Origin of the sequence: Streptomyces sp. NPDC086077 (genome assembly GCF_040686175.1) — a bacterium.
Taxonomy (GTDB): Bacteria; Actinomycetota; Actinomycetes; order Streptomycetales; family Streptomycetaceae; genus Streptomyces.
This window is the reverse complement of sequence record NZ_JBFBJT010000065.1, coordinates 1-13,287: the sequence shown is the minus strand read 5'-3', so window position 1 is coordinate 13,287 and position 13,287 is coordinate 1. Positions and strand designations below refer to the sequence as shown.

At 69.7% G+C, this 13,287-nt stretch carries 9 protein-coding genes; 2 read left to right on the top strand and 7 right to left on the bottom strand.

What is annotated here, in order from left to right; genetic code table 11:
• Positions 1-37: 37 nt before the first annotated feature.
• The 7 genes from AB0O67_RS19925 to AB0O67_RS19895 form a co-directional block, all read right to left on the bottom strand.
• On the bottom strand, positions 38-754 hold the full coding sequence (locus AB0O67_RS19925; RefSeq protein WP_365451785.1) for an ABC transporter ATP-binding protein: 717 nt from the start codon (positions 752-754) through the stop codon (positions 38-40).
• Positions 751-1,614: an ABC transporter ATP-binding protein gene (locus AB0O67_RS19920; protein WP_365451783.1), complete on the bottom strand. Its 864-nt coding sequence runs from the start codon at positions 1,612-1,614 to the stop codon at positions 751-753. The genes AB0O67_RS19925 and AB0O67_RS19920 overlap by 4 nt, the downstream gene beginning before the upstream one ends.
• Positions 1,615-1,619: 5 nt before the next feature.
• Complete coding sequence (locus AB0O67_RS19915) at positions 1,620-3,431, bottom strand: branched-chain amino acid ABC transporter permease (protein ID WP_365451836.1); 1,812 nt, start codon at positions 3,429-3,431, stop codon at positions 1,620-1,622.
• Between the two features lie 23 nt (positions 3,432-3,454).
• Positions 3,455-4,384, bottom strand: a complete 930-nt coding sequence (locus AB0O67_RS19910; protein ID WP_365451781.1) for a branched-chain amino acid ABC transporter permease — start codon at positions 4,382-4,384, stop codon at positions 3,455-3,457.
• Between the two features lie 115 nt (positions 4,385-4,499).
• Positions 4,500-5,714 carry a branched-chain amino acid ABC transporter substrate-binding protein gene (locus tag AB0O67_RS19905; protein WP_365451834.1) on the bottom strand — a complete coding sequence of 405 codons (1,215 nt, stop codon included), beginning with the start codon at positions 5,712-5,714 and terminating at the stop codon, positions 4,500-4,502.
• A gap of 807 nt (positions 5,715-6,521) precedes the next feature.
• On the bottom strand, positions 6,522-7,010 hold the full coding sequence (locus tag AB0O67_RS19900) for a hotdog fold thioesterase (RefSeq protein WP_365451779.1): 489 nt from the start codon (positions 7,008-7,010) through the stop codon (positions 6,522-6,524).
• A gap of 93 nt (positions 7,011-7,103) precedes the next feature.
• Positions 7,104-9,383 carry an FdhF/YdeP family oxidoreductase gene (locus AB0O67_RS19895; protein ID WP_365451777.1) on the bottom strand — a complete coding sequence of 760 codons (2,280 nt, stop codon included), beginning with the start codon at positions 9,381-9,383 and terminating at the stop codon, positions 7,104-7,106.
• 247 nt (positions 9,384-9,630) lie between these two features.
• Here AB0O67_RS19895 and polA point away from each other — a divergent pair, with 247 nt between their 5' ends.
• Together polA and AB0O67_RS19885 are read left to right on the top strand one after the other, a co-directional pair.
• On the top strand, positions 9,631-12,357 hold the full coding sequence (gene polA, locus AB0O67_RS19890) for a DNA polymerase I (protein WP_365451775.1): 2,727 nt from the start codon (positions 9,631-9,633) through the stop codon (positions 12,355-12,357).
• Positions 12,358-12,999: 642 nt separating this feature from the next.
• A partial coding sequence (locus AB0O67_RS19885) for a hypothetical protein (protein ID WP_365451773.1) occupies positions 13,000-13,287 on the top strand: 288 nt, incomplete at its 3' end.

The window sequence follows — 13,287 nt, the reverse complement described above, 5'->3', positions numbered from 1 at the left end:
GCCGCATGTCCGCGCCTGGGAGGCGGCATCGGGCGGGTCAGTCCTCGCCCAGGTACGCCTTTCGTACGGACTCGTCGTGCAGCAGGTCCCGCCCCGTCCCGGACAGGACGATCTTGCCGACCTCCATGACGTGTCCGTGGTCGGCCAGGGAGAGCGCGGCCTGGGCGTTCTGCTCGATGAGCAGGATGGTGGTGCCCTGGGACTTGAGCTCCTTGATGGTGGACATGATCTTTTGCATCATGATCGGCGACAGACCCATGGACGGCTCGTCGAGCATGAGCAGCTTCGGCCGGGACATCTGCGCCCGCCCCATGGCGAGCATTTGCTGCTCACCGCCGGAGAGGGTGCCCGCCGCCTGCCTCCGGCGCTCCCCGAGGATGGGGAAGAGGTCGTAGGCGCGCTGGATGTCCTTCTCGATGCCCTCCTTGTCGGTGCGCAGGAACGCACCGAGGCGGAGGTTGTCCTCGATTGTCATGCGGGGGAAGATGTGCCGCCCCTCGGGGGAGTGGGCGAGCCCCAGCGAGACGACTTTGTGTGCGGGGATCTTCTTCAGCGACTTGCCGTCGAATGTGATCTGGCCCGACAGTGGCTGGAGGAGACCCGACAGGGTCCGCAGGGTCGTCGTCTTGCCGGCGCCGTTCGTGCCGATAAGGGTGACGACCTCGCCCGCGTCCACCTTGAACGAGATGCCCTTGACGGCCTCGATCTTGCCGTAGGCGACCCTGAGGTTCTCGACCTCGAGCAATGCGGTCACTTGTCGTCCCCTTCCGTGCTGCTCGACGCCTCGGCGGCCTCTACCTCGGCGGCCTCTGCTTCGCCGGGCGCGCCCTCGAAGGGCGTGCCCAGGTAGGCGGCGATGACGCGCTCGTCGGCCTGCACGACCTCGGCGGGGCCCTCGACGATCTTCTCGCCCTGGACCAGCACGGCCACCCGGTCGCAGAGGTTCATGATGAACCGGATGTCGTGTTCGATGACGAGGACGGCGATGCCCATGTCCCGGATCGCGAAGATGAGCTCCTCGGCCGCCCGGGTCTCCTGCGGGTTCATGCCGGCGGTCGGCTCGTCCAGGAGGAGCAGGCCGGGCTCGCTCGCAAGCGCCCGGGCGATCTCCAGCTTTCGCTGCTCGCCGTAGGGCAGGTTGCGGGCGAGGTGGTCGGCTTTGGCGGCGAGACCTGTGAACTCCAGGAGTTCCATGGCCCGGGCCCGGGACTCCTGCTCGGCCTTCTTGAAGGAGGGCAGGCGCAGGAGTGCCGACCAGAGGCCTTCCTTGGTTCGGGTGTGCCGCCCGACCAGCACGTTCTCGAGAACGGTCATGTTGGCGAAGAGCCGGATGTTCTGGAACGTACGGGCGATGCCGGCCTGGGTGACCAGATGGGGCTTGGGTGGCAGGACCGTGCCTTTGTACGCGACCTTGCCCTCGGTCGGTATGTACAGGCCGGTCAGGCAGTTGAAGAAGGTCGTCTTGCCGGCGCCGTTGGGGCCGATGAGTCCGACGATTTCTCCCGTGTTCACTGTCAGGTCCACGTCGCGTACGGCGGTCAGGCCGCCGAAGCGCATGGTGACACCGCTCGCGTCGAGCACCGTGGTGGTGGGTGCGGTCGTGGTGGTGGTCATGGCGGTCACGCCCCTGCCTTCGCGACGCCGGTCGCGCCTTCGGGCAATGGCTTGTCCTCCGGTACGTCGAGCTGTCCGGTCTCGTGGAATTCGAGTTGCTTCCTGCGGTCGGCGACCAGGCCCTCAGGACGGAAGCGCATCAGCAGCATCAGTGCGATGCCGAAGAGCAGCAGTTGGTACTCCGCCATGAACTGGAGCTTGGCCGGGATCAGGTAGAGCAGCGCGGCGCCGATCAGTGGGCCGCTGATGGTGCCCATACCGCCGAGGATGACGGCGGCGAGCAGGAAGGCCGAGTTCGGCGGCACGGAGCCGGCGAACTGGTACTGCTCGGGTGTGACGCTGTACGACACGTGCGCCTGGACGGTGCCCGCGAGACCGGCGAGGGCGGCGCCCAGCGCGAACGCCAGGAGCTTCAGGCGGAAGCCGTTGATGCCCATCGCGGTGGCGGCGGTCTCGTCCTCGCGGATGGCGACCCACGCGCGGCCGATGCGGGATTCCGCGGAGCGGCGGAAGACCATCACGACGATCGCCGTGAACAGCAGCATCAGCAGGTAGTAGTTGGCCGAGCGGGTCAGCTCGTGGCCGAGGACGTTGTGCGGGACTCCGAGGTTGAATCCGAAGATCTCCAGGTCGGGGATCTGGGGGATGCCGTTGGAGCCGTTGGTGACGTCGGGGCCGCTGTTGCCGTTCAGGTTGTTCATGGTGATGCGGAAGATCTCACCGAAACCGAGCGTCACGATGGCGAGGTAGTCGCCGCGCAGTCGCAGGGTCGGGGCACCGATCACCACGCCGAAGACCAGCGAGACGAGGGCACCGGTGAGAACGGCCGCCCAGAAGGGGAACTTCACACCGATCGTCGACGCGGGAGAGCCGGAGACCAGGGCGGCGGCGTAGGCGCCTACGCCGAGGAAGGCGACGTATCCGAGGTCGAGGAGGCCGGCGAGGCCGACGACGACGTTGAGGCCCAGGGCGACCGTGGCGAAGATCAGGATGTTCGCGCCGATGAGGGCGAACTGATCGTTGGACTGGGTGAAGGGGAAGCAGATCGCCGCGGCGAACGCTGCCGCGAGGGTGACGTTGCGGTGTTTGGCGGTGAGTGCTGACAGCCGCTTGAGCAGGCCGGCGCGGGTGACGGCGGTGAAGCCGAACGCCGCGACGATCAGGAAGCCGATGAACAGCTCGGAGTATTCGGTGCTGATGCCGTACGCGAAGACGTACAGGCCGACGCCGAAGCCCGCTGCGATGATCAGGATCTCCGCCCAGGAGGGCAGTTCCCTGGCTCGGCGGGGCTCTGGGGCGGTGATCGAGTGACGGATCCGGCCCCAGAGGTTCGGGGTCGGCTCGCCGGGGCCGTAGGGCTGGTCGACCGGGAGAGCGAGAGCGCCGATCACGGCCACGAGCGCGCCGATGCCGGCGATCCAGGCGCCCGGCTCCAGGTTGACCAGGCCGCCGAGCTCCTGGCTGATCGCGCCCATCGCGTAGCCGGTGGTGCCCAACACGCCGAAGGCGGCGAGGAGGACGGGGCTGTTCTTGCCGCCGGGGGTGAGCCATCCCAGGCCGCGGATGCCGTAGCCGGAGAGGGCGAACAGCAGGGTCACCAGGGAACCGACGAGGGTGAGGACCTGAAGGCCGCCCGGGTAGCCGGTGACGGTCAGGTTGCCCGGGAACTCCTCGGTCCAGGTCCAGGCGAGGAAGGTGCCGATGAGGGCGACGGCGGAGCCGACGACGGTCAGTCCGCGTGCCGCGGCCTGCGGAAGCGGGATGATCGGGGTGGCATCCGCGGTGGACACCTTGTCGGTGTCGGTGGCCTTGTCCATGGGGATCTCGGTGGTCATGGGTATCACGCCCGATCCGCGACGCGTTCGCCGAGCAGACCCTGTGGCCTGAACAGCAGGACGAGGATGAGGAGGCTGAACGCCCACACGTCCTTCCAGGCGCCGCCGCCGAAGAGTTCCATGCCGGGGATGTCGCCGACGTAACCGGTGGCCAGGGCCTCGGCGACGCCGAGGACGATGCCGCCGAGCATGGCGCCGTAGATGTTGCCGATACCGCCGAGCACGGCCGCGGTGAATGCCTTCAGGCCCATCAGGAAGCCCATGCGGAAGCCGACCTGACCGTTTTTGAGGCCGTAGGCGACGGCCGCGATGGCGGCGAACGCGGCGCCGATGGCGAACGCCATGACGATGATGCGGTCGGTGTTGATGCCCATCAGCTTGGCAGTGTCGGGGTCCTGGGCGGTGGCCTGCATGCCGCGCCCGGAGCGCGTCTTGGTGACGAACAGGCCGAGGGCGAGCATGCACAGCGGAGCGGCTATGACCACGAAGAGGTCGCCGCGCTGGATGTTGGCGCCGAGGATGTCGATGGGGCCGCCGTGGAACTGCGGGAAGGGGACGTCCTTCTTCGCGTCCGGGTACCACATCCACACCGCCTGCTGGAGGGCGATGGACAGGCCGATGGCGGTGATGAGGGGCGCCAACCGTGGCGCTGTACGCAGCGGTCGGTAGGCGAAGCGTTCCGCCGCCGTGCCGACGGCGACCGATACGAGGACACCACCGATGATCATGAGCGGGACCGCGGCCCCGAGGCCGAAGCCGTCGGGGAGTACCAACCAGACGGTGAGGGCCCCGAAGCCCCCGACCATGAAGATCTCGCCGTGGGCGAAGTTGATGAGCTGGACGATGCCGTAGACCATCGTGTAGCCGATCGCGATGAGTCCGTACATCGCGCCGAGGATGAGTCCATTGGCCAGCTGTTGCGGCAGTTCGTTCACCGCAGGGCCTCCGTGGAGTGGTTCGGATATGGCGCCGCGCGGGAGCGCTGGTGGGCACTTCCCGCGCGGCCTGGATCAATGTGTGAGGGTGAAGGGTTCTCTGACTCGTCCTTCGTCAGCCGAGCTTGGGTTCGCCGCTGAACTCCGGCGCCCAGGCGTTGCTCTTGACCTTGTACGCGGTCATCGTGTGGTTCGTGGTGTCACCGAACTCGTCGAAGGAGATGGTGCCGGTGACGCCGTCGAACTTGACCTTGGCCATGGCGTCCAGGACTGCCTTGCGGCCGTCGGACGGGACCTTGCCGTCGTTGCCCTCGACCGCCAGCTTGACGGCCTCGATGATCGACCAGGTGGCGTCGTAGGTGAGGCCGCCGTAGGCCTCGTAGGCGTCCTCGTAGCCCGCCGCCTCGTAGTCCTTGATGAACGTCTTGGCGGAGTCGAGCTGCTCGACCGGCTTGCCCACGGAGGTGGCGAGGTCGCCCTCGGCCTTCTTGTTCAGCTTCGGGAATTCGCCGGAGTAGATGCCGTCGCCGCCCATGAGCGGGATGTTCTGGCCGCTGTCCTTGAGCTGCTGGCTCAGGGGGCCGGCGGCCGGGTACTCGCCGCCGTAGTAGAGGGCCTGGGCGCCGGTCTTCTTGATCTTGGCGACCACGGCGTTGAAGTCGCGGTCGTCGGGGTTGATGTGGTCGGTTCCGACGATCTGGCCACCGAACTTGGTGAAGTTCGTCTTGAAGGAGGCGGCGAGGCCGGCGCCGTAGGTCTTCTGGTCGTCGATCAGGTAGACCTTCTTGAGCTTGGCCTTGTTGTAGAGGTAGTCGGCCGCGAAGGCACCCTGGATCTCGTCCGTGGTGGCGGTGCGGAAGAAGGTCTTGAACTGGCGGACCGAGTCACCGGTCTTCCAGCCGTCGCCCTGGGTCAGCTCGGTACCGGTGTTGGCCGGGGAGACCTGGGTCAGACCGGCGTCGTTGAACGGCTTCTGCATCTGCTGCGAGACGCTGGAGTTCAGCGGGCCGACGACGCCGAGGACCTCTTTGTTGCTGATGAACTTCTGGGCGTTCTGCTGGCCGACGGAGGGCTGTGCCTGGTCGTCGAGCGCCTCGATCTTGAACTCGACGCCCTTGACGAACTCCTGCTTGTTGGCCGTCTTGGCGGCCAGATCGGCGGAGTTCTTCATGCCGAGGCCCAGTGCGGACAGGTCGCCGGTCAGCGGGGCGTCCAGGCCGATCACAACTGTGGTCTTGTCGCCGTTGCTGCTGCCGCCGTCGTCGTCACGCGACCCACAAGCCGTGAGTGTCAGCGATCCCGCCGCGATTGCGGCGGTTATGGCAATGATCGAACGTTGACGCACGAATCAGGTCCTTTCCCTGGCACGGCGGCCCCCCATGGAACGCGCCGAGTCGAGCGCTGGGTCGAAGTGACTTCGAATCCTGTAGCTCGGTGACTGGCGGTGACTCTAAGCGCGTGCGGGGAACATGGAGGAGTGCCTGACCAAGGCTGTGACGCTCTTGTTATGACACGACGTAATGCAGAGCGGTACTGAGCGGGTAGATGCGCGGAATTCTGGCCGATTCGCCCTGTCCGCATTCTGAGACGCGCAGGACTCCCCCGTCCTCTATCAGGAGTGTTTACGGGTTTTGGTCATGGCAACAACTCGTTGCTGCAGGCTACTTGGGCGGTGTCTCAAAGGGTCGGGCCTGTAGCCGCGGGTCTGGGAGAAGGGCTGTCCGTTGATTGCGCGCGTATTACACAGCGTTACATCTGTGAAAGGGAGCCCGACATTCCGCATCCCTTTCCGTGGCCGGTGACCTTCACGGTGATCTTGTGGTGATGGGGCGTTCCTGCCCGATTGTGGGAGACGTGCGGGGAATTGCCGCCGGGCAAAGGCCTTGGCTGTCGGTCGGTGGCGCGGTCGGCCTGGGGGGCAACCCACGCGCGCTTGCCCTGGCCCGGCTCGACGCTGTTCGCCTGCAGGGCCCCCGGCCGGCTCGCCGTCGCGCTACCTCTCGCGTGGCTTCGATGATGCTGACGGCCGATCAACTCATGGGCCAGGGGCGCTGACCTCGACGTTCCTGCTTGGCCGGATTCCCCGCCGCGAGGGCGCGGTGTGCTTCAGGGGGTTCGGTCCGGAGCGGATGTGGGATCAGTCCGCCGCGCGTATCCGGTCGGCGTCCTTCGGGTCGGCGTCCCGCAGCAGGCACGTCAGTCGGGCGGTGCACACCCGGCGGCCGTCCTCGTCGCTGATCACGATCTCGTACGTGGCCGTGGAGCGGCCCCGGTGCACGGGCGTGGCCACGCCGGTCACCAGGCCGGAGCGGACGCCCCGGTGGTGGGTGCAGTTCAGGTCGACGCCCACGGCGACCTTGGTGATGCCGCCGTGCAGCATGGAGCCGACCGAGCCGAGGGTCTCGGCCAGCACGGCCGACGCGCCGCCGTGCAGCAGGCCGTACGGCTGCGTGTTGCCCTCGACCGGCATCGTGCCGACGACGCGGTCCGCCGAGGCCTCCACGATCTGCACGCCCATCCGCGTGCCCAGATGCCCGGCGGAGAACAGGGCGGGCAGGTCCACGCCGAGTGCCGCGTACTCGTCGATGACCTCTTGCGGGAACTTCACCTGGTGCTGCTCGCCCATCGGGACCGGCTCCGTTTCGTCTTCGTCGTCCTCGTTGTCGGACGCGCCTCGGTCGGACGCGCCGTGACCGGACGCGCCCTGCTGAGCAAACGCTCAGTCGGTCGCCGATTGTTCCAGACGGACGACGACCGACTTGCTGGCCGGGGTGTTGCTGACGTCGGCCGTGGCGTCCAGCGGGACGAGGACGTTGGTCTCGGGGTAGTAGGCGGCGGCGCAGCCCCGCGCGGTCGGGTAGTGCACGACCCGGAAGCCGGGCGCCCGCCGCTCCACGCCGTCCCTCCACTCGCCGACGAGGTCGACGTACGACCCGTCGGCGACCTGGAGTTCGCGTGCGTCCTCGGGGTTCACGAGGACGATCCGGCGGCCGTTCCTGATGCCGCGGTAGCGGTCGTCGAGGCCGTAGATCGTGGTGTTGTACTGGTCGTGCGAGCGCAGCGTCTGCAGCAGCAGCCGGCCCTCGGGCAGCTTCGGGTACTCCACGGGCGCGGCGGTGAAGTTGGCCTTGCCGGTGGCCGTCGGGAAGCGGCGCTCGTCGCGCGGGGCGTGCGGCAGGGCGAAGCCGCCGGGGCGGGCCACGCGCGCGTTGAAGTCGTCGAAACCGGGGATCACGCGCGCGATGCGGTCGCGGATCGTCGCGTAGTCCTTTTCGAACTCCTCCCACGGCGTGGCACTGTCCTCGCCCAGCACCCGGCGGGCCAGACGGCAGACGATCGCCGGCTCGGACAGCAGATGGGCGCTCGCGGGCTCCAGGCGGCCGCGGGAGGCGTGCACCATGCCCATGGAGTCCTCGACGGTCACGAACTGCTCGCCGCCGCCCTGGAGGTCGCGCTCGGTACGGCCCAGGGTGGGCAGGATCAGGGCCCGCGCGCCGGTGACGACATGGCTGCGGTTGAGCTTCGTCGACACGTGCACCGTGAGCCGGGCGCGTCGCATCGCCGCCTCGGTGACGTCGGTGTCGGGGGAGGCGGAGACGAAGTTGCCGCCCATGGCGAAGAAGACCTTGGCCTCGCCGTCGCGCAGGGCGCGGATCGCCCGTACGACGTCGAAACCGTGTGCGCGCGGGGGAGCGAAGCCGAACTCCCGCTCCAGGGCGTCCAGGAAGGCGGGCGCCGGGCGTTCGAAGATGCCCATGGTGCGGTCGCCCTGCACGTTCGAGTGGCCGCGCACCGGGCACACGCCCGCGCCGGGGCGGCCGATGTTGCCGCGCAGCAGCAGGAAGTTGACCACCTCGCGGATGGTGGGCACGGAGTGCTTGTGCTGGGTCAGGCCCATGGCCCAGCAGACGATGGTGCGCTCGGAGGCGAGCACCATGTCGAGAGCCTCCTGGATCCGCCGCGGTTCGAGGCCGGTCGCGGTGAGCGTCTCGTCCCAGTCGGCGGCGCGGGCGGCGGCGGCGAACTCCTCGTAGCCGTGGGTGTGTTCGCGGACGAACTCCTCGTCGACGGCGCCCTCGGTCTGGACGATCAGCTTGTTGAGGAGGCGGAACAGGGCCTGGTCGCCACCGATGCGGATCTGCAGGAACAGGTCCGTGAGCGAGGATCCGCTGGTCAGCCCCTTGGGCGTCTGCGGGTTCTTGAACCGCTCCAGGCCGGCCTCGGGCAGCGGGTTGACGCTGATGATCCGCGCGCCGTTCGCCTTCGCCCGCTCCAGGGCGGAGAGCATGCGCGGGTGGTTCGTGCCGGGGTTCTGGCCGGCCACGATGATCAGGTCGGCCTTGTACAGGTCGTCCAGCAGGACGCTGCCCTTGCCGATGCCGATGGTCTCCGACAGGGCCGAGCCGGACGACTCGTGGCACATGTTCGAGCAGTCGGGCAGGTTGTTCGTGCCGAGCTCGCGCGCGAAGAGCTGGTAGAGGAACGCGGCCTCGTTGCTGGTGCGTCCCGAGGTGTAGAAGACCGCCTCGTCGGGGGAGCCGAGGGCGGTGACCTCGTCGGCGACGATGTCGAAGGCGCGCTCCCAGGAGACCGGCTCGTAGTGGTCCGCACCCTCGGGGAGGTACATGGGGTGCGTGAGCCGGCCCTGCTGGCCGAGCCAGTAGCCGCTGCGGGTCGCGAGGTCCCTCACCGGGTGCGCGGCGAAGAACTCCGGAGTGACGCGGCGCAGGGTGGCCTCCTCGGCGACCGCCTTCGCGCCGTTCTCGCAGAACTCCGCCTTGTGCCGGTGGTCCGGCTCCGGCCAGGCACAGCCGGGGCAGTCGAAGCCGTCCTTCTGATTGACGCTGAGGAGCGTCAGCGCGGTCCGACGGACGCCCATCTGCTGCTGGGCGATGCGCAGGGTGTGCCCGATGGCCGGGAGCCCGGCCGCCGCGTGCTGCGGCCCGGCGACCTGCGGCGCGTCCTGAACCGGGTCGGCCTTGGGCGGCTTCGTTGCCATCGCCCGCTCTCCTTCGCCTACACGTGTGAGCTACGTCTCCGATCCTCGCACGGGGCAGTGACAACGGGGGAGGCCGGTCCGGGCCGAGAAACATCGGCACGGCTCGCGCGACCACTGCCCGCCGCAGCCGGGCGACCACGAGGGCGGAGCCGGACGGTGCCCGTCCGCCCGGGAGCGCGCTCCAGGCGCCCGGGTCACGCCGGGAGGCCGGGGCCGACTGTCGGTGCGGCGTGGCAGGATCGGGGACGTGGCAGAGACAGCAGCGAAGCAGACCGACAGCAACCCCGGCGGCAGCCGCCCGCGCCTGATGCTCATGGACGGGCACTCACTGGCCTACCGCGCGTTCTTCGCGCTGCCCGCGGAGAACTTCACGACCGCGACGGGCCAGCCGACGAACGCGATCTACGGCTTCGCGTCCATGCTGGCCAACACGCTGCGCGACGAGGCGCCCACGCACTTCGCGGTGGCCTTCGACGTCTCCCGCAAGACGTGGCGCTCCGAGGAGTTCACCGAGTACAAGGCGAACCGCTCCAAGACCCCGGACGAGTTCAAGGGCCAGGTCGAGCTGATCGGCGAGCTGCTGGACGCGATGCACGCCCCGCGCTTCGCGATCGAGGGGTACGAGGCGGACGACGTCATCGCCACGCTCGCCACGCAGGCCGAGGCCGAGGGCTTCGAGGTGCTGATCGTCACCGGCGACCGTGACTCCTTCCAGCTCGTCTCCGAGCACACGACGGTCCTCTACCCGACGAAGGGCGTCTCGGAGCTGACCCGGTTCACCCCGGAGAAGGTCTTCGAGAAGTACGGGTTGACGCCCGCGCAGTACCCCGACTTCGCGGCGCTGCGCGGCGACCCGTCGGACAACCTGCCCGGCATTCCCGGCGTCGGCGAGAAGACGGCCGCGAAGTGGATCAACCAGTTCGGTTCGTTCGCGGAGCTGGTCGAGCGCGTCGACGAGGTCAAGGGCAAGGCCGGGCAGAACCTGCGCGACCACCTGGAGGCGGTGAAGCTGAACCGCCGGCTCACCGAGCTGGAGCGGCAGGTGGAGCTGCCCAGGGCGGTCACCGACCTCGCGCGCGTGCCGTACGACCGCAAGACCGTCGCGATGGTGCTGGACACCCTGGAGATCAGGAACCCCTCGCTGCGCGAGCGGCTCTTCGGCGTCGACCCGGGTGCCGAGGAGGCCGGGACGACGCCGGTCGTCACGGAGGGCGTGGAGCTGGACGGCGCGGTGCTGGGCACGGGCGAGCTGACGCCGTGGCTCACCGAGCACGGCACAGGTGCGCTCGGCGTCGCCACCGTCGACACCTGGGCCCTGGGCACGGGCTCGGTCGCCGAGGTCGCGCTCGCCGCGCCCGGGGGTGCGGCCGCCTGGTTCGACCCGGCCGAGCTGGACGAGGCCGACGAGAAGGCCTTCGCGGCCTGGCTGGCCGACGCCGGCTGGTCCAAGGTCTTCCACAACGCCAAGGGCGCGATGCGGGTCTTCGCCGAGCACGGCTGGACCATCGAGGGCGTCGCCATGGACACCGCGCTCGCCGCGTACCTGGTCAAGCCGGGCCGCCGCTCCTTCGACCTGGACGCGCTGTCCCTGGAGTACCTGCACCGTGAGCTGTCCCCCGCCGCCGCGGCCGACGGGCAGCTCGCCTTCGGCGCGGACGACGGTGCCGAGGCCGAGGCACTGATGATCCAGGCCCGCGCCATCCTCGACCTGGGCGAGGTCTTCGAGGGCCGGCTGGAGGAGGTCGGCGCGGCGGACCTGCTGCGCGACATGGAGCTGCCGACGTCCGCCCTGCTGGCCCGGATGGAGCGCGACGGCATCGCGGCCGACCGCGCCCACCTGGAAACCATGGAACAGATGTTCGCCGGTGCGGTGCAGCAGGCCGTGAAGGAGGCGCACGCGGCGGCCGGGCACGAGTTCAACCTCGGCTCGCCCAAGCAGCTCCAGGAGGTCCTCTTCGGCGAGCTGGCGCTCCCCAGGACGAAGAAGACCAAGACCGGCTACACCACCGACGCCGACGCGCTGGCCTGGCTGGCGACCCAGACCGACAACGAACTGCCGGTGATCATGCTCCGGCACCGTGAGCAGGCGAAGCTGCGGGTCACGGTCGAGGGCCTGATCAAGACCGTCGCGACGGACGGCCGGATCCACACGACGTTCAACCAGACGGTCGCCGCGACCGGCCGCCTGTCGTCGACGGACCCCAACCTGCAGAACATCCCGGTCCGCACGGACGAGGGCCGGGCCATCCGGCGCGGCTTCGTCGTCGGCGAGGGGTACGAGTCGCTGATGACGGCCGACTACAGCCAGATCGAGCTGCGCGTCATGGCCCACCTGTCCGAGGACGCCGGTCTGATCGAGGCGTTCACGTCCGGCGAGGACCTGCACACCACGGCGGCCTCGCAGGTGTTCGCGGTCGAGCGCACGGCCGTGGACGCGGAGATGCGCCGCAAGATCAAGGCGATGTCCTACGGCCTGGCGTACGGGCTGTCGGCCTTCGGGCTCTCCCAGCAGCTGAACATCGAGGCGGCGGAGGCCCGCGCCCTGATGGACGCGTACTTCGAGCGGTTCGGCGGCGTGCGGGACTATCTGCGCCGCGCCGTCGACGAGGCACGGGCGACGGGGTATACGGCGACGCTCTTCGGGCGCAGGCGCTACCTCCCCGACCTCAACAGCGACAACCGCCAGCGCCGCGAGGCGGCCGAGCGGATGGCCCTCAACGCGCCCATCCAGGGCACGGCGGCCGACATCGTCAAGATCGCCATGCTCAAGGTGGACGGGGCGCTGCGCGAGTCGGGCCTCAAGTCCCGCCTGCTCCTCCAGGTGCACGACGAAGTCGTCCTGGAGATCGCCCCCGGCGAGCGCGAGGCGACGGAGGCCCTGGTCCGCCGCGAGATGGCCGCCGCGGTCGACCTCAGGGCACCCCTGGACGTCTCGGTGGGCGTGGGCCCCGACTGGGAGTCGGCGGCGCACTAGCCGTCCCCGGCGGACGGAAGTCCAGCCGACTCCCCAGCCCGCCCAGGAGCCCCCGGCAGCGTCGCCGGGGGCTCCTGGCGCGCCCCGGGGCCCCGCCTTGCCGCCCGGGTCTCGCGCAGCGGCTCTACGAGGCTCGCGCAGGCGGCTCTACGAGGTTCGCGCAGGCGGCTTTACGACCGCCGGGAGCCGGGCTCGCGGCGGTCCCACGGGGGCACGGGGCTGTTCGACAGGGACGGGGATGTGGGGCGGGGCGCGACAGCCCCTTGGCGCCCAGGTGCTCCCCGGCGCAGAGCCCGGACGCCCAGGCGTCCCTCCTGTGTAGGCCCTCGGCTGTGTAGGCCCTCGGCGCCCAGGCGTCCCGCCCCCGGCGCAGCGCCCTGGTGCCCAGCCCCCGACGCAGCCTTTTGAAACCAGGCGCCCCCGGCGTTCCCCCTGCGGGCAAACACCCCGTGACCCAGGAGAGCGCGCACCAGGAGCTACCCCTCGCACCCCCCCCGTGCGCCTCTGCGCACCTCCCCGGAACCCCCGCCCCGGGCCCCCCGCCCCGGAACCCCCGCCCCCCGCCCCATCCCCGGAGGGTCCTTCACCCGCGTGGCCCCCGCGAAAAAGCCCCCCGGTGCTCGCGCCCGTCAAGATGCCGCCATGGGTATACGCATGCTCAGCCGCCGGACGGCCCCGGCTCAGCCCCCGCCCGCGCCCCCGCCGCACGCGGTCGGCGCAAGCGCCGCCCGCATCCCCGTAGGCCCCGCGAAGTCCCTGTGTCGCGCCGCGCAGGACCTCCGCCGCCGCGTCGCCGTCGACTGGGAGAGACGCAAGACCGCGGCCTTCCGCCCCGGCGACACCGCCGCGTGGCGCCTGTGGGCGGATCTGGCCCGCAGCTACCTGGCCCTCTGCCTCACCCTGCTGCCCCGCGCCCCACGCCCGGCACGC

Coding starts and splice junctions, on each gene's coding strand:
- AB0O67_RS19915 (WP_365451836.1), bottom strand. CDS start 3,431: ATGGACAAGGCCACCGACACCGACAAGGTGTCCACCGCGGATGCCACC.
- AB0O67_RS19920 (WP_365451783.1), bottom strand. CDS start 1,614: ATGACCACCACCACGACCGCACCCACCACCACGGTGCTCGACGCGAGC.
- AB0O67_RS19895 (WP_365451777.1), bottom strand. CDS start 9,383: ATGGCAACGAAGCCGCCCAAGGCCGACCCGGTTCAGGACGCGCCGCAG.
- AB0O67_RS19900 (WP_365451779.1), bottom strand. CDS start 7,010: ATGGGCGAGCAGCACCAGGTGAAGTTCCCGCAAGAGGTCATCGACGAG.